Here is a 19249-nt window from a genome sequence, read left to right as displayed (position 1 = left end):
ACATGGGGTTCTTTCGGCCAGGGGGTGGCGTTCAGCTGGAGTGCACACTGCGTCAAGGCTGGCACAGCACAGTTCGGCCTCGTGCCTTTCTCTCACTCGCGTACGCGCGTCGCCCCGGTATGCGCCGGGGCCTTGACGGTCTCAAGTCTGCTCCTCACCGGGCTGGTCGCCGCGCCGCCCGCGGCTGCCGCAGCCCCGGCCGGCTACCAGAACGTCCGGATCAACGAAGTCACCTCGTCGGGCAACGACACGGTGGAGCTGTACAACGCCGGCTCCGCCGCGGTGAGCATCAGCGGCTGGAAGATGTCCGACGACAGCTTCTCCCCGCAGTCGTTCAGCCCGTCGTCCACCACGATCGCGGCGGGCGGCTTCGTCACCTTCAACTCGCCCAAGGGGCTGGGCGACTCGGACAAACTGGTGATCTACACCTCCGACGGCACGGTGGTCGACCGCGTCGAGTGGGCCACCGACAAGGCGAAGCCGGCGATGGCGCGCTGCGGCGGCGACGGCACCGGCGCGTGGGTGACCACGACCACGGCGGCCACGTTCGGTACCGCGAACGCCTCCGGCTGCCCGTCGTCGGTCCCCGCGGCGAGCAAGGTACGGATCAACGAGGTCACCTCCGACGGCGCGGACACCGTCGAGCTGTACAACGGCGGCTCGAGCGCGGTCAGCCTCGCTTCGTGGAAGTACGTGGACAACGACACCACCCACTCCGCGGTCACCGTCTCGTCCTCCTCGCCGAGCGCGACCAGCATTCCCGCGGGCGGCCGCGTCACGTTCAACTCCACCCTCGGCCTGGGCGACAACGACTCCGTCCTCCTCCTCGACGGCAGCGGCAACACCGTCGACTCGGTGACGTGGGCGACCGACGGCGCCAAGCCGTCGGCCGAACGCTGCGCGGACGGCACCGGCTGGTTCCGGACCTCCGCGACCGCGACCCTCGGCAGCGCCAACTCCTGCTCCGGCAGTGGCGGTGGCGGCGGTGGCACACAGACCGGCCAACTGCTGGGCGGCGGCGGCTCGCTCACCAGCGGCTGCACCCCCGAGGCGCCCAGCGGTACGGGTTCCGCTCCGTCGGGCACCCTGGCGTGGCCGGGCGGGCTCGACGTCACCATCGCCGACAACGTCTGCGCGTTCACCACGTCGACCGGTCCCGAGGGCCGTGACGTGAGCGGCCTGGCCTTCGACCCGTCGAACCCGTCGGTGCTGTGGGCGGCCAAGAACAAGAACTGGCTTTACAAGCTGGTCAAGAGCAACGGGCTCTGGGTCCCGGACAGTTCGTGGAGCGCGACCGGCAAGCAGCTCCGCTTCCTGGGCGGTTCGGGCCAGCCGGACTCCGAGGGACTGACGGTCGGCGGCAACGGCCACATCTACGTGACGTCCGAGCGCGACAACACCGACAACACGGTGCCCAAGGACACGATCATGGAGTTCGATCCGGCGGCCACCGGCTCCACGCTGACACCGGTCCACCAGTGGGACATGACCTCGCAGTTCCCGCAGCTGAACACCGGCAGCAAGGACGATGCCAACCTGGGCTTCGAGGGGGTCGGTTACGTCCCGGACAGCTGGCTGACCGCGAGCGGCTGGGTCGACCCGCTCACCGGCGCCGCGTACAACCCGGCGAACTACCCGCTGCACGGATCGGGCCTGTTCTTCGCCGGCCTGGAGTGGGACGGCTCGCTGCACGTCTACGGCCTCAACTCCAACGGCACGTTCACCACGTTCGGCACCATCGCGACCGGCAAGTCCTCGGTGATGGACGTGACGTACGACGCCGGAACCCAGCGCATCATCGCGACCTGCGACAACACCTGCGGTGAGACGCACACCTTCATGAAGGTCGACGCGAGCGGTGCGATCGTCCCGGACGTGACCTACACGAACCCGTCCGTCATGCCGGCCGACAACCTGGAGGGCTTCGCGATCGCGCCGACCTCGACGTGCGTCGGAGGCTCCCGCGAAGCGGTCTGGTCCGACGACGGCGTCTACGGCTTCGGCTCCGGAAGTTCCTCCTACGGACACGCCCTCTACAGCGGCACCTTCCCCTGCTGAGTCCCGCGGACCGCACGGCGACGGAGCTCCTGGCGGACGGGGTCATGGCCAAGACCACCGCTGCCCGCCAGGAGCTCCACGCCGCCCGCGCGTCGTGCTCGCGCCGCCTCGCCCCTGTCCGGACAGCGCCGCCCTCCTACTTGTCCAGGAGATCGTCAACCTCGTCCGTGGGAACGGCGCCTGACGGTGTCTTCGATCGGCCGAGGCGAGGGCCGTCTCCGTCGGCGGAGGCGAACTCGTACTCTGCAGAACCGGCTCTGCTGGGAGTGCTGCTACGCCAGTACCGGGCCGTACGGCGGATGCGGTAGGCGCCGGTCCGTGCCGCGCGGGTCCGCCCGGCCGGACCGGCGCACGGACGCGAACGCCAGGCGCCGTTGTCAGACCCGGGTGGCACAGTGCCCCCTCATGGACACCACTGAGTTCTGGACCACGATCGAAGCCGCACGCTCGGCCGCCACGGTGGACAGACCGTTCGCCGAAGTGCTGACCGATGAGCTGGCCACCCGTACCAGGGAAGACATCCTGCGCTATCAGGAGCGCTTCGACGAGGCGAGCGGCGCCGTGTACCGGTGGGACGTGTGGGCGGCCGCCTACCTGATCGGCGGAGGCTGCTCGGACGACAGCTTCATGGACTTCCGCGCGGGCCTCATCGCGCAGGGCCGCGACTGGTACGAGAAGGCGGCGGCCGTTCCGGACCGGCTCGCCGAGCACCCGGCGGTGATCGCCGCAGCCGGGGCGCACCGCGACGAAGCGCTGTTCGACGAGATGACCAACTACGCCGCCGCCCGCGCGTTCGGGCGCGTCACCGGCGACGAAGAGGACTTCTACGAGGCGTGGACCGAGTACGAGGCTTCACGCCGACCCGCCGCACGCGACGGCAACGACATGGGTGAGGACTTCGACTTCGACGACGCGGCCGAGATGCACAGCCGCCTCCCACGGCTCGCCGCCCTGTGCCTCGGCGACATCACGAGCCAGGGACTGTCCGAAGGGGCGTGAGAACCGCCCTCGTCACAGGCCGACATGGGGCCGGTCGATCCGGTTCCTCCGAGGCCCGTTCTCGCTGCCGCCATGGATCTCTAAGGTGCCGCATACGCCCCCGGCGTGTGCTCGCGCACCGCGATTCGAGCCAGTTTCGTCAGCATCATGCCGTTGCGGACGGCGACGACGTAGTCCACGGGGAGCCCGTGCATCCTGGTGCCGGGTCCTCGGAGAGGGTGCCAGTCGAGGGTGAGGAGGGTGTGCTCGCCCCAGGGAATCAACTTCATGGCGATGCGCGCGGCGCCGAAGGGATCCGCCTTCGCTTCCAGTTCCAGGCGGTGTCGCGGCTCGCAGACGCGGACGACGCAGGTGTCGTCGAGGGTCAGAGGTCCGGCACCGACGCGGACCTTCAGCCGGGCACCTACTTCCGGCCAGTGCGGGTCTGCGGCGAGGACCTGCTGAGTTCCTGTCACCCACTCCCCGTAACGGTGGCCATCGGACAGCAGATGCCAGACCTCGGACGGCGAGCTCAGGATCAGACGGCGGTTGCGGGCCATGATCACGCTCCTGGAGGCCAGGCGGCACGTGGACGTCTTCGGCCGGGGTGCCCTCGGAACGAGGACCCCGGCAGCAGTGGGCGTCCGGCGCGCGAGCGCGGCCTCTCCTGGGTCGACGGATGCGTGTGACCGCAGCGGGATCCCGCTGCGGTCACACGTGTTCGCTTCCAGCGTCAGGCCGACGCACTACGCGCACAGTCCGGCAGATCCATACGGGTGAGCCGGATCCCGGTGACGGTGACGGTGACGGTGACGGTGACTCCAGCGCCCCGTCGGCCGGGGGAGTGCCCCGGACCGTGGCACCGGCAGGACTCGAGAGCGTCACGACCGGCGGGGGAACCAGCCGTGCCTGGTGGAGCGGGCGGCCCCGGAAGCGCTCGAGACCTCGGAGGCTCCGGGACGGACGCCGCTTCACCCCGCCGCTTCACCCCGCGGGCCGCTCCGGCCGGCCGTGGCCGCGGCCGTCGAGGCCCGCGGCCGGGCGGAGGCGGCCCTGCGTCCGGGCAGCCTGCCCTGGGTGACGGCGAGAGCGGCTCCCGCGAGCAGGATCAGCGCCCCCGCTCCCTGCAACCGGCCGAAGGACTCGCCGAGGAAGAACGTGGCGCACAGGGTGTTGACCACAGGAACGCTGAACATCATGAGGGAGGCGTTCGCGGGCCCCACGGAGGCCACCCCTCGGTAGTAGAACAGGTTGGCCACGGCCGCGGCGCCCACGGCGAGGTACACGGAGTTCAGCCAGACACCGGACGGCACCTCGCTCCACCGGACTTCCGCCAGGTCGGGTGCGGCGAGGACACCCAGCAGCAGGGCACCCGCGCAGGTCGCGTACGTGGTGGCGCGCAGCGGTTCGACTCCGGACAGGACACGGGGGCCCACCAGTGTGTACGAGGCCCAGCACACCGCGCTCACGAGGAACAGCGCATCACCCCAGAGCCGGGACGAACCTCCCTGCGCACCGCCCCCGGCGCCGAGGAAGAAGACCACCGCGCCGAGGAGCCCCAGGGCCAGGCCCGCCGTCCGGGCCCATCCCGCCCGCTCCTTGCCGGTCACCAGCAGGAACGCGCTGGTGAGCACGGGGCTCATGACAGGGATGAGGATGCCGGCGTCCAGGGAGGGGGCCAGCGACAGGCCCCAGAAGAAGAAGCCGTTGTAGGCGAAGACGCCCAGCACGCCCGCCCCTGCCGCACGCCGTGCGCTGCGCGCCGGGACGCGCGTCCCGCGGCCGCCGAACAGCCGGACGGCCAGGAGCAGGGCGACGGCGGCGCCGCCGAATCGTAAGAAGGCGCCCACGGAGTGGGGAACGTGTTCCACGACCGCTTTGGAGCTCGAGAAGGCGCTCCCCCAGAGCACCATGGTCATCGACAGTTGCAGATACGGGCTGTTCGTCCATCTCCGTGTTTCCATGGCCACGACTCTGCGGGACCGGTGCCCCGCCTGGCTTGAACGCTGGTGCGCGGGTCAAAATGAGCCCATGGGAACGGGGAGCGGATGGGCGCGGTACTGGCGTGACGGCACCCGCCCGCTGGAGGCCATGCACGCGCACTTCTTCGATCACGTGTATCCCCGTCACAGCCATGACACCTACTCCTTCGGCATCACCGACATCGGTGCGCAGAGGTTCCACTGCCGGGGAGCGGACCACACCAGTGGCGCCGGCATGGTCATGGCCTTCAACCCCGACGAGGTGCACGACGGCCGCACCGCGGCGGAGTCGGGCTATCAGTACCGCATCGTGCACATCGGTCCCTCGGTCGTCCGCGAGATACTCGCCGACGCCTCCGACGGACGCGCCGACGGGATGCCGCTGTTCCTGCGCCCCGTCCTGACCGATCCCGTACTCACGGGCGCCCTGGCGGACCTGCACGCCGCACTGGTGGGCCGCTCCGGCCGACTGGCACGAGAGGAACTCCTGACCACGGCCGTCCTGGCGATGGCGGAACGCGGCGCCACCCGTGCTCCGCACCGGCGGACGCTACGGGGCCGGGCACAGCGTCAGACCGCCCGCCGGGCCCGTGCCCTGCTGGACGAGGCGTTCCTCGAGCCGCTCACGGCAGCCGATCTGGCCGAAGCCGCGGGATGCAGTCGCTTCGCCGTGTACCGCGCCTTCCGGGAGACGTACGGTATGCCGCCGAGCGACTACCAACGCCTGCTGCGGCTGCGCCGGGCACGGCACCTGCTGATCGGCGGCCTGTCGTCGGCGGACGCCGCGGCGTCCGCCGGTTTCTCCGACCAGGCGCACTTCCACCGCTGGTTCAAGCGCACGTACGGCATCACTCCGGGAACCTTCCGACGCGCCGTGCCGTGAAACCGCCGTTCCCCGAGGGCCCGCGCCGAGGCGACCGCAAGTACTCCGCCGTCCCGGCCTGACCGGCACCGTCCCGCCGAAGTGAGGCTCTTGCTAGGGCGAGTGACGCCACAACAGACTTGCGGGGCCCCTTGCTTCCCCTCTGTCACGTGGAGTCGTGTCCATGTCCCGTCTGGTTCCGGATACCCGGCCGCAGCGTGTCCTCGCGGCTTCGGAGTTCGTCCACACCATCGGCACCGGTCTCTATCTGACCGCCGGAGTGCTGTACTTCACCGAGGCGGTGCACCTTCCGGCGGACCAGGTGGGACTCGGTCTCGGATCGGCCGGGCTCGTCGCGCTGACCCTGGGGGTCACGGTCGGTCATCTGGCGGACCGGTACGGAGCGCGCGGCGTCTACCGGGCCACGCTCGTGGTGCAGGCGCTGGCCACGGCCGGTTTCGTACTGGCGGACAGCTTCTGGCCGTTCGTGCTCGCGGTCTGCGCGGCCGCCGGGGCGAAGACGGCCGGAGTCGCCGCCCACAGCCCGCTCGTCAGACACTACGGAGGGGACCGGCCGCAGGAGTTCCGGGCCTATCTGCGCGCGGTGACCAACGTCGGCATCTCCCTCGGCGCGGTGCTGGCGGGCTGGGTGGTCCAGGTCGGCACCCTCACCGCGTACCAGCTGATGGTCCTGGGCAACGCGTTCGCCTTCGTGGTCTGCGCGGTGTTCCTGACCCTGCTTCCGCCGGTCGCGCCGGTCCCCGCCGACGGCGGCCCCCGCTGGATCGCCCTCCGTGACCACCCCTACCTGCTGCTCACCGCCCTCGACGGCGTCATGGCCGTCCAGTTCAAGGTCCTCACCGTCGGCATCCCGCTCTGGCTGGTCGGTGCCACCGCCGCTCCGCGCTGGCTCATCTCGGGCACGATCCTCACCAGCACCGTCATCGTCGTCGCGTTCCAGGTGAGAGCGAGCCGCAGCATAGTCTCCGCCTCGGCCGGCGGAACCGCCTACCGCCGGGCGGGCGTGGCCTTCCTCGTCTCCTGCTCGCTGATCTCGCTGTCCGCCGGAACACCGGCGTGGGCCGCCGCGACGCTGCTCCTGGTCGCGGCGGTGATCCACACCGTCGGCGAACTGTGGTACTCCGCCGCCGGTTTCGAGGTGTCCTTCGCCTTCGCCCCGCGGCACGCCACCGGCCAGTACCTGGGTGTGTTCGGTCTGGGAGCGGGGCTGGCCGAGGCCTTCGGACCGGGGCTGCTGATCGCGCTCTGCATCACCTGGGGCCGCCCCGGGTGGTACGTCGTGGGAGCCATGTTCGCGCTGACCGGTCTGGCGGCACCGTTCGCCGTCCGCCTGGCGCAGCGTCGGCAGGACGCCGTGCGGACCCCGTCCGAGCCCGCCGGGAACGAGAACGTGTCAGCGGCCTGACCGAAGGAGGGGAAGGACGGGGAGGGCGGGGAGGACGGGACAGATGAAAGGGACGGGAAGCCCGGGAGGCCCGGGAAGGGCGACCCGGGCTGGGGTCCGGGCATCCACGGCGACGGCCGGACCCCAGCCGCCGGCCGTCCCGCTCAGCGGGCGACCAGGCGCACGGCGGCGTGCGCCGGGCCGTTCACCGTGATCGAACGCAGCGGCTCCACGTCTCCGGCCGGCTCGACGACGGCGACCGACTCCACGAGCGTCTCCAGGAGCATCCGCATCTGGTGGCGGGCCATGGTGCTCCCGATGCAGACGTGTTCACCCGTGCCCAGGGCCAGATGACGGTTGGGCTGCCGGCCCAGGTCGAACCGCTCGGGTTCGGTGAACACCGACCCGTCCCGGTTGGCCGAGGGGATCCACAGCACCACCCGGTCCCCGGCCGCGATGCGCCTGCCCCCGACGACGGTGTCCGTCGTGGCCGTCCGCATGCTGTGCGTGGCGCTGCTCGTCCACCGCAGCACCTCTTCCGCCGCGGTCCGCAGGAGCTCGTCGTCCCGCTCCCGCACCAGCCGCTGCCACTGCCGCGGATGCCCGGCGAGGGCGAGGATCCCCGAGGCCATCGACAGCCCCGCGTTCTCCGACGCCCCGACGAGGTTCTCGCAGCTCAGCAGGATCTCGGTCTCGGTCAGCAGCTCGCCCTGGACCTCGTTGTCCACGAACATGCCCATCGCGTCGTCGGCGGGCTTCTCCATCCGCGCGTACATCATGTCGATGAAGTAGCGCATCAGCGCGAGATGGCTGGTGAGGGGTTTGCCGGACTCGAACGCCTCCGTGGTCCAGGTCAGCAGTTGTTCGCGGTCCTCCGGCGGCACCCCGAGCAGTCTGCCGATGTTGTAACCGGAGAGGCGGGCCCCGATGTCGTGGACCACGTCGCAGCTGCCCGCCTCGACGGCACGGGTCACCACCGAGCGGATCTCGGCGCGCATCTCGTCCGCCAGGGACCGGGCACAGCGCTCGCTGAACCGGTCGGCCACCTGCCCGCGCAGGGCGCGGTGCCGGGGCGGGTCGGTGAGGGCCATGGTCCGGCCGCTGCCGGGGTCCTCACCCAGGTCCACCGGCCGCAGCAGGACGCCCCGGGCCGAACTGAAGACGGCCGGGTCCTGGTACACCTGCCGGATGTCGTCGTAGCGGGTGAGCGACCAGAAGCCCGGCAGGTCGCCCGGTTCGTGCCAGTGGACCGGGGTGTGCTGCCGCATCCAGCGCCACAGCCCGAACACCTCGCCGGAGGCGTGCAGGTCCGGGTCGACGACATCGGCGGGGGAATAGGTGATCACGGTCATGTCGCGGCTCCCGCGGCGATCAGGGCGAGACGGTCGTGGTAGCCCTTGAGCAGATTCAGCGCGGTGGTCTCGGTGACGGCGGCACGCCGGAACGAGAGCACCACGTCGAGCGCGCCGTTCTCGTCAGGCCACACCTCGAGGTGCAGTTCCACGGGAAGGGCTGCGTACGGCTGGCGCAGGTGCGCGGCGGTCACACCGGGCAGGTCGAGCCGGGGCGGAGGGTTGTCCTGGAGGGCGAAGAGGCACTGGAACACGGGCGGCCTCCCGGACGCCGTCCCGGCGCTCTGCGTGAGGTCCGTGAAGGGGACGTCGCTGCGGGTGAAGGCGCGGTGGACCACCGCACCGGTCTCCCGGACACCGCTCTCGCCGCCGTCCACCGCGTCGCCGCGCAGCCGCACCGGCATCATGCCGATCAGACAGCCGACGGTCTCCTCCAGCTCCGGGACGGTGCGTTCGGCGACGGGCACGCCCACGGCGAAGTCCCGTTGGCCACAGACCTCGGCCAGGATGTCCGCCCAGGCCGACAGGAGTACCACGAACCTGCTCGCGCCGAGTGCCGTGCCCGTCGTGTCGAGGCCCGCCGTGAGGTCCGCGGGTACGGACACGTCGAGGTGCCCCACCCCGGTCTCCCCGGGGCCGGGCCGTTCGGGCCAGCGGATCGGGGGCACGTCCAGGAGCTCCTCCCGGGCCCGTTCGGCGCGCCCCGCCCGGTCCGTGAGGGCCGTGGCCGCCGTGGTCAGCCGGGCCCGCTCGGCCAGGGTGGGCGGGGCGGGCCGGGGCTCACGTCCGGCGTAGGCGTCGGACAGGTCGCGCGCCAGGACGGACTCCGACCGGCCGTCGAAGGCGATGTGGTGGACAAGCAGCCCGAACAGCCGGCCCCGGGTCTCGGTCACCGGCACCAGCGCGGCGCGCCACAGGTCGGCGTCCTGGGGTTCGAGGGGCTCGTCGAAGAGCTGCCGCAGCGCGGCGACCGCCTCGTCGGTGGTCGGCCGGGCGTCCAGGAGTTCCAGGGGCGGGGCACAGATGTCGGTGACCTCGGCGTGGGGGCGGGGATCGGCCCGGAAGGCGGTGCGCAGGACCTGGTGCCGTTCGTGGACGGCGGCGACGGCGCCTTCCAGCCGGTCCTGGTCGAGCGGGCCGTCCAGGTGCCAGACCATCAGGCAGTATCCGGAACGGTCCTGGGGCGCCGTCAGGTGCCGGGTCAGGAAGACCAGCTCCATGGCGGTCAGCGGGATGCCGTCGGAGGGCTGCGGTACGACGTCCGCGCCTCGCGCAGTGCCGTCCGTGCCCCGCGCAGTGCCGTCCGTGCCGTCCGTGCCGTCCGTGCCCCGCGCCGAGCGGAGCCAGGATCCGAGGCGTTCAGCCGACGCGTGCTCGTAGAGGCTCGACAGTGGTACGGGCCGCCCCGTCCGCCCGCGGACACGGGTGCAGACGCGGGCGGCCTGGAGCGAGGAACCGCCCAGGTCGAAGAAGGAGGTGTGGGCCGGCACGGCCGCTCTGCCCAGCACCTCGGCGAACGCCTCCGCCACCAGGCGGACCAGCGGGTCGCCGACCGGACCGCGGCGGTCCTCGGCCGGCCCCTGGTGACCCCCGGCCGGGACGTGGTGGTCCTCGGCCCGTGGGCCGGGCACGCTCGCCAGCAGGGCCCGGTCGTCCAGCTTGCCCCTGTCGGTCAGCGGGAACGAGTCCACGAAGGCGATGTGGGCGGGGCGCTGGTAGGCGGGCAGATGGAGGGCGAGGACCGCCGGTACGTCCGGCGGCCCGTTCCCGGCCGTGCCCGGTACGCAGAAGGCCACCAGTTCGAAGGCGCCCGCGGGTTCGTTCCAGCGGGGGACCACCCGGCAGTCGGCGACGTACGGGACCAGGTGCTCGATCTGCCGCTCCACCTCGGCCGGTTCGACCCGGTTGCCGCGGATCTTCACCTGGCGGTCGATCCGCCCGCGGAACTCCACGGTCCCGTTCTCGTCCCGGGTGCCCAGGTCCCCGGTGCGGTACAGCCGGACCCGCTCGCCGCCGATGTCGACGCTGATGAACTTCTCGGCGGTGAGGGCGGGTTCGCCGAGGTAGCCGAGGGCCAGTCCGTCGCCCGCGACACAGATCTCCCCCGGCTCCCCGGCCGCGCGGGGGCTGCCGTCCCGGAGGATGAGGACGGAGGTGCCGGGCACCGGACGCCCCAGCGGGATGCCGTCGGGGCGGGCGCAGTCCGCGGCGGTGATCCGGTGCGTGGTGGTGAACACGGTGCTCTCGACCGGGCCGTAGCCGTTGATGAGGGCCGTGTCGGGGAACCGGTCCAGGAAGCGGCCGACGTGCCGCACGGACAGACGCTCACCGCCGATGATCACCTGGGACAGGCCGCTCAGCGCGGTCAGGTCCTCGTCGACCATCAGGTTGAACAGGCTGCTGGTCAGCCACACCGTGTTCACACCGTGGTCGGTGACCATCGTGCGCAGGGCCTCGGCCGTCAGGAACGGCTCGTCGATCAGGACGCCGGTACCGCCGTTGTACAGCGCGGCCCACAGTTCGAGGGAGAAGGCGTCCCACGGCAGTGCCGCCGCGAGGGGGACGACCGTGTCCCGGTCGAAACGCGCGAAGGTGTCCGGCCCGAAGAGCCGCGCCGTCGCCCGGTGCGGGGTGATCACTCCTTTGGGCCGTCCCGTGGTGCCCGAGGTGAAGAACACACAGCACGCGTCCCGGCCCCGTACGGCCACCACGGGGCGGCGGGCGGGGCGTTCCTCACCGTCGCCGTCCGTACCGCCGTCGGTGGTACGACCCCCCGTACCGCCGACGGCCGGTGTCCACAGGGGTGCGGACAGTCCCTCCGCCGCGCCGGGACCGCCGACGACGAGAGGGGGCCGGAGCTGTTCCACCACCGCGTCGAGACGGGTGGGCGGCCAGTCCGGATCGAGCAGCGCGTACGCGGCGCCGAGTTTGAGTACGGCCAGCAGGGTGGCCACCAGATCGACGGACCGGGACAACAGGATCGGCACGACATGCCCCCGTCCGACACCGGCGGCGGCGAGCCCGTCGGCCAATTCCTCGGCGCGGGCGTCTAATTCCCCGTACGAAACCCGGGTGTTCCGGGTGATGAGGGCTGTGCGCCGTGGCCGAGCGCGTGCCTGTGCGGCGAAGACGTCATGCAGTCCTTCCCCCGGTGATTCCCCGACAACTCCCTCAGTCCGCACGGCATTCGACTGCAACACGTCAACTCCCTTCGTAACCCCGCGCAATGAGGGGTTTGAGAGCGCATCATCAGGACCGTACGACGTTGTCACGTCCGCTCATTTCCTGCCAACCCCCCTTTCGCAGAACATGGTTGAAACAAGCATCACGCGAATACGGCCGGGTCGATCCCTCGTTCGCCGGCGGTGAACTGTGCCATGATCGCAGCGCGGTCCGAGGAAACCGGTCCCGTCCACCGCCGAAGGCCGCCCATTTCACGCGAGAACAACGCGACAGCAGCACAACATCAGACCGAATATCCGATTTCTTGCGGCATGATGGGGGACGTTGTGACGAGTCGGGATCGCTCCTTGGACATCGCGGTCACTGGCATGGCGGCGCGGTTACCGGGCCCTCGTGGAATCGACGACTGGTGGGATTCCCAGCTCCGCGGGAGCGTGCACAGCAGGAGATACACCCGGGAGGAGTCGGTCGCGGCCGGAGTGCCCGCCGCACTGGCCGACGACCCGGACTACGTGCCCGTGCGCGGCCATCTCGACGACTGGGACCGCTTCGACCACGAGTTCTTCCAGATCCGCAGGCGCGAGGCGGAACTGATGGACCCCCAGCACCGCTGGATGCTGGAGGTGGCCTGGAACGCCCTCGAGGACGCGGGGTCCCTGCCCCGCGAGGGCACGCCGGTGACCAGCGTCTACGCGTCCATGACGGGCAGTGGTTATCTGCGCGCGATGATCCGCGGCGGGAACGTCGATCCGGGCCTGCTGGACGACATGGTCCACGGCACCGAGCCGGACTTCATGGCGAGCCGCGTGGCCTACAAACTCGGCCTGACCGGACCGGCCTTCGCCGTGCAGACGGCCTGTTCCTCCTCACTGGTCGCCGTGCACCTGGCGGTGCAGGCGCTGCTGGGCGGCGACTGCGACCAGGCCCTCGTGGTGGGGGCCGGGTTCGGTTATCCCCAGGCGGGACATCTGCACCAGCCGGGCGGTGTGCTGTCCGCCACGGGTGCGTGCAGGCCGTTCGACCGGCACGCGGACGGGGTGATCGCCGGGTCCGGCGCGGGCGCCGTGGTGCTGCGCCGCCTGGCGGACGTCACCGAGGACGACCCCGTTCCGTACGGCGTCATCCTGGGCACCGCGATCAACAACGACGGGAACGCCAAGGCCGGTTACTACGCGCCGTCCTCCGCGGGGCAGGAGCGGGTCATCGACGCGGCGCTCGGCGCGGCCGAGGTCGACGGCGGGTCCATCGGCTATCTGGAGGCCCACGGCACCGGCACCCGGATCGGCGACCCGATCGAGTGGGCGGCGGCCGACGCCGCGCTGCGCAGGGCGGGAGCACGGCCGGGCAGTGTGGCGGTGGGCGCGCTGAAGGCCGGCGTCGGCCATCTGGACGCCGCCGCGGGAGTCGCCGCGCTGATCAGAGCCCTGCTCGTGGTGCGCAGCGGTGTGATCCCGCCCGTCGCGGGGTTCACCGAGCGCAATCCCCTGCTGGAGGAGAGCGAGGACTGCCCCCTCTACATACCCACCGAGGCCGTCCCCTGGCCCGGGAACCGTCCGCGGCGCGCCGGGGTGAGCGCGTTCGGGATCGGCGGGACCAACGCACATGTGGTGATCGAGCAGGCACCGCCGCGCGAGCCTGCCGCCTCCCCCGCGGTCCTCGCACCCGCCTTCGCCTCCGCCTCCGCGTCCGTCGAGGTGCCGGTGCCGCGTGAGCGTCTGGTGCTGCTCTCGGCGGCGGATCCCGAGGCACTCGACCGGGTGGCCGACGACCTGGCCGCCCACCTGAAAGCCCACGACCCGGATCTCGGCGAGGTCTGCAACACCCTGGCCGACGGCCGGCGGGCCCTGGGTGAGCGCCTCGCGGTCACGGGCCGTACGAGTGCCGAGGTCGCCGAGCGCCTGGCCGGCCGGTCCGGGGTGTCCCGGGGCACCGCGCCGGTGACGGGTCCCGCCCCGGTGGTCTTCCTCTTCCCCGGCGGGGGCACCCAACGCCCGGCCATGGCCGAGCCCTTCACCGCTCTTCCCGCCTTCGGCCGGGCGCTCGACCGGTGCCTGGCGGCCTTCGTCCCCCCGCTGGCGGAGCGGATCCGGCAGGCGCTGTTCGACCCCGGCTTCCCCGTCGACGAGCTGAACCGGCCCGGACTGGCACAGCCTGCCCTCTTCGCCGTCGGCCACGCGGCGGCGACCGCGCTCCTGGAACTGGGGGTCCGGCCGGCCGCGGTGTGCGGACACAGTTCCGGCGAGATCGCCGCGGCCGCCGTCGCCGGGGTCTTCGGCCTGGAGGACGCGGCCGCGTTCATCACCGCGCGCGGCCAGGCCATGCAGGACTGCCCGGAGGGCGCGATGCTGGCCATCGGGGCGGATGTGGAGCGGGCCCTCGCACTCGCCGAGGAGTGGGGTCTCGCCCTCGACGTGGCCGCGGTCAACGGCCCCGACTCCTGTGTGCTGGGCGGGCCGGTCGAGGAGGTGGACGCATACCTCCGGCGCATCGGCGACACCTTCTTCGTACGGCGCCTGCGCTACACCCATGCGGGCCACTCCCGTCTGATCGAGCCCGCACTGCCCACGCTCACCCGGATGATGGCGGGGATCGAGCTCCGTCCGTCCACCCTCCCGATCGCGCTCAACGTGTCCGGCCAGGTCGCCGCGGCCGGCACCGTCCTCCCGCGCGACATGTTCGTCACCCAGGTCCGGCAGTCCGTGCTGTTCGGCACCGCCCTCGACTCACTGGCCACGCACCTTCCGGGTGCCCTGGCCGTGGAGATCGGTCCGGGGCGGCCCCTCTCCCCGATGGCGGAGGCGGCCGGCCTCCCCGCGGTCGCCCTGGACCAGGCCAGGGACATGCCGGGGTCGCCCGTGCTCGCCGGCGTCGGCGCCCTGTGGACCAGGGGGCAGCCGGTCGCGCCGGTCGGACCTGCCGGCGTCGGCCGCCGGACCAGGCTGCCCGGCTACCCCTTCGCGGGACCGCGCTCGGTGGCCCCGGAAGCGCTCGCCCCGCCCGAACCGGAGCCGAGCCGCGCCCCGGTCCCCGCACCGCTGCCGGAGCAGCCCGGTGAGCAGCCGGAACCCGAGAGCCCGGCGGCCCCGGCCGACCCCGCGGAGGGAGTGGCACGGATCTGGGCGGAACTGCTCGGCCGTGACGAAGTCCCGGCGGACGCAGACTTCTTCGAGCAGGGCGGCGACTCCCTGCTGATCATCCGGCTCATCCGCAGGGTGAACGACGAGTTCGGCATCCGTGTCCCCGTGCGCGAGATGCTGGCCCGGCGGACGCTGAACGGTCATGTCGCGCTGGCCCGCCGGGTCCTGGAGGAGGCGGACGGACAGGGCGCGTAGAGCGGGCGGGGCGCCCCGGGCGGGTGCGGAGAGGGGCCGGAAGGACGCCGGCCGCCGGCCGCCCCGGTGCGCCCCGTTCGACGGGCCCCTCGGCTTCCGCGCCGGGGCGACGGGCGACGTCGCCGCACTTCGACGGTCGGCCCATTTCACGCACCGACGACTCACGACTTCGAAGGAGTCGAAACGCCCGCACTCTCCGGTCGTCGAACACGAGTCGATTTATGCATCCGCGTGCATGAATCACCTGCGCGACACGGATCGCATAATTCCGCTTTCGGTCGGTCCGCATGCGACGAACCGCACAACCCGATTCCAACCGGGACAACCAATACCCCTCCCGCACCGGTCCATTGCACAGATCAAGCCGCCCTCCTATGATCGCATCACGACGTCGCGGCCATCCGTGACGGAAAAGACTGCGCTCGCGCTTCTCCTCTCGAATCCGGACCGAGCAATAAGCGAACTCACGCCGTCGACCGTCATCGAGTTCGTCGGCAAAGTGCTGGTGAGGCCGGTTGGAGCGCACGCATCGCGCGCAAGCCCCCGGTAATCCCGCTGAATAGTTTTGGGGAATTTTCTCATGTCGGACTTACCGCCCGTGAAATCCTCTCCGTCCGGACCGAAGGACAGCGACGAAACGACACAGGAGTGGGCGGTCCGGGAACCCGGCGGATCCCTGCCCCGAAACGCGTTCGTCCCCGCACACGAAATGGTGGCCCTCCTGGCCGCCGACCGTCCCGCGGCGGTCGCCGTGCGCTGCGGGGACACCACCGTCACCTACGGCGAGCTGATCTCCTGGTCCCGGCGGCTGTCCCACCGTCTCGCCGCGGCCGGAGTGACCGCCGGTGACCGGGTCGCCCTGCTCGCCGAGCCCTCCGCCGCGACGATCGCCGCCGTGCTCGGCGTCCTCGGCGCGGGCGCCGCCTACGTACCCGTCGACCTGGCCCAGCCGGACGCCCGGGCCGCCACGATCCTCCAGGACGCGCAGGTGAAGGCCGTCGTCACGACGGCGCACACCCGGGACCGGGTGTGCGGTGCCCAGGTGCCCGTCGTCACGGTCCCGGACGCCCCCGGCGAGGAGCCGGGCACCGCGGCCCCCGACTCCTTCGCGACGACGGTCGGCCCGGACGATCCGGCCTACCTCATCTACACCTCGGGCAGCACGGGGGAGCCCAAGGGCGTCGTCGTCGAGCACCGCAACCTCATCGCCTCGACCCGGGCCCGCCTCGCGGTCTACCCGGGAAGCGCGACCTTCCTCCTGGTGTCCCCGCTGGCCTTCGACTCGTCGGTCGCCGGGATATGGGGGACGCTCCTGGCGGGAGGCTGCCTGGTCGTGGCGTCCGCGGACGAACTGCGCGACACCGACCGGCTGGTCTCGCTCGTCAGCCGCCACCACGTGAGCCGCACCCTGTGCGTGCCCACGCTGTACGGGCTGCTGCTCGACGCCGCCGAACGCGCCGGGACGGATCCGCTGGCCTGTCTGCGGCAGGTGATCGTGGCGGGCGAGGCACTGCCCCCGTCACTGGTCGAACGGCACTTCGCCGTCCACTCCTCCGCGGTGGAACTGGTCAACGAGTACGGACCGACCGAGGCGACCGTCTGGGCCACCTACCACCGCTTCACCGGTGCCGGACCGGTGAGCATCGGCGGCCCGGTCCCCGGTGCCCGGCTCTACGTCCTCGACGGCGGGCTCCAGCCCGTACCACCGGGCACGGAGGGCGAGTTGTTCATCGGCGGGACCGGGGTGGCACGGGGCTACTTCGGCCGTCCCGAGGCCACCGCGGCGGTCTTCCTCGACGACCCCTTCGCCGCCGAGCCCGGTGCGCGGATGTACCGGACCGGTGACATCGTGCGCCGGAACGCGGACCAGGGCCTGGACTTCGTCGGCCGCGGGGACGACCAGATCAAGGTCCGCGGCCACCGGGTGGAGCTCGGCGCGGTCGAGTCGGCACTGCGCGTGCTGGAAGGCGTCCGGGAGGCGGTCGTGCTGCCCGACGCGCAGCGGTCGGGCCTGATCGGCTTCGTCGCGTCCCCGCGGGGCGCGGACCCGGTCGTACTGCGCCGCGCCCTCACCGAGAAGCTGCCCCCCGTGATGGTGCCCGGCGAGTTACGGGTCCTGCCGGAACTGCCGCGCAACCTCAACGGCAAGCTCGACCGCGCGCTGCTGCGGACACTCGCCGCGGAGCCGCCGGCCGCCGCCCGCCCGGCGGCCGCTCCGCTCACCGACGATCCGCTCGCCGACCGGGTGACCGCCGCCTGGTCGGAGGTGCTCGGCGTGGCCACGGTGCCGCCGGACGTCAACTTCTTCGATCTCGGCGGCCATTCACTGGCCATGTTCAAGCTCCAGGACGCCCTGGAGCGGCACTGCGGGACGCGGCCGTCGATCGTCTCCCTGTTCCAGGAAACCACCGTGGCGGCACAGATCACGCTCATCCGCACCAGTCGCGAACAGGGGGAGGACACGGCGCCGTCCTCCTCCGCCGACGCCGCCCGCAGGGCCCGTACGGCCAGGCTTCGCCAGCAGCGCGCCCGGAAGGAGGCCCGGCAGTGACCGCCGCGGACGCATCAAGTGCCCCGGAGAACCCGGAGAACCCGGAGAACGTCGGGAAATCGGAGGACTCGGGGATCCCGGCGACCTCGAAAGCCTCGCGCCGGCTCGTGTGCGAGACCCCTCGGCCCGAAGCGCTCGGACGTCTGGTGTGCTTCGGGCACGCCGGAGCCTCGGCGTCCTTCTACCGTTCCTGGGGCCGGTCGCTGACCGAGGTCGAGGTGCACGCCGTCCAGTACCCGGGGCGTGCCGACCGGTTCGACGAGGAACCGCCGGACGATCTCCTCCGGCTCGCCGCCGACATCGCCGACGTGCTCGAACCGCTGGCGGACCTCCCGCTCTCCCTCTTCGGGCACAGCCTGGGCGCCCCGGTGGCCCTGGAGACGGCACGCGAGCTCCAGCGCCGGGGCATCGGCATCGAGTACCTCTTCGCCTCCGGCTCCCGCGACGCCCCGCTGCCCGCTCCCTTCGTCGGCGACGAGGACCCCGACGACATCCTCGAGGACCTGGTCAGGATGGGCGGCACCGAGGCGGAGACGGTCGCCGACCCGATCTTCCAGGAGGTGGTCCTGCCGTATCTGATCGCCGACAACCGCATGTTCCACAGCTATGAGATGGCGCCCGGGCCGCTGCTCGGGTGTCCGGTCACCACCATCGTCGGCGACCTGGACGAGGACGCGGACCGCCGCCCGTGGAGCGCGCTGACCACGGCGCCCGTCCGTGAGGTCGGTGTCCGCGGGAACCACTTCTACCTCGTCGCCGACCCGCCGTACTCGATCCTGCGGGAGGCCCTCTCCGCCCCTCGGCCCGGCTCCTGAGGAACTCCGGGCGCGGGGCCACGAGGTGGGCACCGTCTCCCGGGTTCGGCCACGGGGTCGTCGTGCTCATGGCCGAGTCCTGGGTGATCGATGACGGCGGTCCGTCGCCGGGCCCGGGCGGCCGTCCTCCACCGGGTGCTGACGGCGGGCGGGCGCACCCGGCTGCGCACCAGGATGCCCGGGCCTTCGGCGGCAGTGCGTCCTCGGGGTCGGGCTCCTGGGTGAACGGGGCCGACACCGGGCCGAGCGGGACCGTGCCCAGGTGCGGTGCGCCGGACGGCGTCCGGACCGGGAGCCGATGACGTGAACGCCGCTGATCCCGTGAGGAGAACGCGTCCGGCCGCCTGGTTCCCGCCGGTGATCTCGAATACTCGAACCGGCCGGCCGCCGGGCACGTTCTTGCTGTCGAACAAGGTTCGGTCATTCGGCCGTCTCCGATATCCCCGCCGAGCCTCGTCCGCGGGCGTCCTTTCACGCGGGGACCCCCGACTTCCGGCACGGGCTCATTGAATTCCGTACCAACTCGGTTCGCTGGAAAAACACTTGTGCGGCAGACGGGCGGCCTCTCGATCGAGTGGCTGCCGGGGGTGGGGCAAGGCGTTCTCCGGCCCCGTGAGGTATCGGGCGACGTGCCGTCGACAGGCGGATCCCGCAGGCCCGTCGAATCCTTCCGCTTTCCTGTCACGCCGATTTCCGCCACCCGCTCGGCGCCTGCTCTCTCTGCCTTCGCG

At 71.8% G+C, this 19249-nt stretch carries 11 protein-coding genes; 7 read left to right on the top strand and 4 right to left on the bottom strand.

Going from position 1 to position 19249, the window contains the following annotated elements:
- Positions 1 to 132: 132 nt before the first annotated feature.
- Both CW362_RS17495 and CW362_RS17490 read left to right on the top strand, forming a co-directional pair.
- Positions 133 to 2058, top strand: a complete 1926-nt coding sequence (locus CW362_RS17495; protein WP_240657842.1) for a lamin tail domain-containing protein — start codon at positions 133 to 135, stop codon at positions 2056 to 2058.
- 405 nt (positions 2059 to 2463) lie between these two features.
- Positions 2464 to 3057 carry a DUF4240 domain-containing protein gene (locus tag CW362_RS17490; RefSeq protein ID WP_103550413.1) on the top strand — a complete coding sequence of 198 codons (594 nt, stop codon included), beginning with the start codon at positions 2464 to 2466 and terminating at the stop codon, positions 3055 to 3057.
- Positions 3058 to 3137: 80 nt separating this feature from the next.
- Here CW362_RS17490 and CW362_RS17485 read toward each other — a convergent pair whose 3' ends face one another.
- On the bottom strand, positions 3138 to 3596 hold the full coding sequence (locus CW362_RS17485; protein WP_103550412.1) for an SRPBCC family protein: 459 nt from the start codon (positions 3594 to 3596) through the stop codon (positions 3138 to 3140).
- 411 nt (positions 3597 to 4007) lie between these two features.
- Positions 4008 to 5000: a DMT family transporter gene (locus CW362_RS17480; RefSeq protein WP_103550411.1), complete on the bottom strand. Its 993-nt coding sequence runs from the start codon at positions 4998 to 5000 to the stop codon at positions 4008 to 4010.
- Positions 5001 to 5067: 67 nt separating this feature from the next.
- Between CW362_RS17480 and CW362_RS17475 the strand changes: the two genes are divergently transcribed.
- Together CW362_RS17475 and CW362_RS17470 are read left to right on the top strand one after the other, a co-directional pair.
- Complete coding sequence (locus tag CW362_RS17475) at positions 5068 to 5901, top strand: AraC family transcriptional regulator (protein ID WP_240657841.1); 834 nt, start codon at positions 5068 to 5070, stop codon at positions 5899 to 5901.
- Between the two features lie 163 nt (positions 5902 to 6064).
- The gene (locus CW362_RS17470) at positions 6065 to 7306 is read left to right on the top strand and encodes an MFS transporter (protein ID WP_103550410.1); all 1242 of its coding nucleotides are present in this window, start codon (positions 6065 to 6067) and stop codon (positions 7304 to 7306) included.
- Positions 7307 to 7449: 143 nt separating this feature from the next.
- On the opposite strand, the gene CW362_RS17465 is transcribed toward CW362_RS17470, so the two are convergent.
- Positions 7450 to 8637, bottom strand: coding sequence for a cytochrome P450 (locus tag CW362_RS17465; protein ID WP_103550409.1), 1188 nt, complete (start codon positions 8635 to 8637; stop codon positions 7450 to 7452).
- A complete protein-coding gene (locus CW362_RS17460; protein WP_103550408.1) occupies positions 8634 to 11819 on the bottom strand; it encodes a non-ribosomal peptide synthetase in 3186 nt (1061 codons plus the stop codon). Before CW362_RS17460 ends, CW362_RS17465 begins: the two co-directional genes overlap by 4 nt.
- A 195-nt stretch (positions 11820 to 12014) precedes the next feature.
- Here CW362_RS17460 and CW362_RS17455 point away from each other — a divergent pair, with 195 nt between their 5' ends.
- The 3 genes from CW362_RS17455 to CW362_RS17445 all read left to right on the top strand — a co-directional run bounded on the left by CW362_RS17455 (position 12015) and on the right by CW362_RS17445 (position 18518).
- Entirely contained in the window at positions 12015 to 15152 is a 3138-nt protein-coding gene (locus tag CW362_RS17455; protein WP_338069064.1) for a type I polyketide synthase, read from the top strand.
- 709 nt (positions 15153 to 15861) lie between these two features.
- Positions 15862 to 17703, top strand: a complete 1842-nt coding sequence (locus tag CW362_RS17450) for a non-ribosomal peptide synthetase (RefSeq protein ID WP_103550407.1) — start codon at positions 15862 to 15864, stop codon at positions 17701 to 17703.
- The gene (locus CW362_RS17445) at positions 17700 to 18518 is read left to right on the top strand and encodes a thioesterase II family protein (RefSeq protein ID WP_240657840.1); all 819 of its coding nucleotides are present in this window, start codon (positions 17700 to 17702) and stop codon (positions 18516 to 18518) included. The genes CW362_RS17450 and CW362_RS17445 overlap by 4 nt, the downstream gene beginning before the upstream one ends.
- The last annotated feature ends 731 nt before the right edge of the window (positions 18519 to 19249 follow it).

Origin of the sequence: Streptomyces populi, assembly GCF_002911015.1 — a bacterium.
In the GTDB taxonomy this organism is placed as follows: domain Bacteria; phylum Actinomycetota; class Actinomycetes; order Streptomycetales; family Streptomycetaceae; genus Streptomyces; species Streptomyces populi.
Note: the sequence above shows the minus strand (reverse complement) of the source record. Positions and strands in the feature narration are given on the sequence as shown.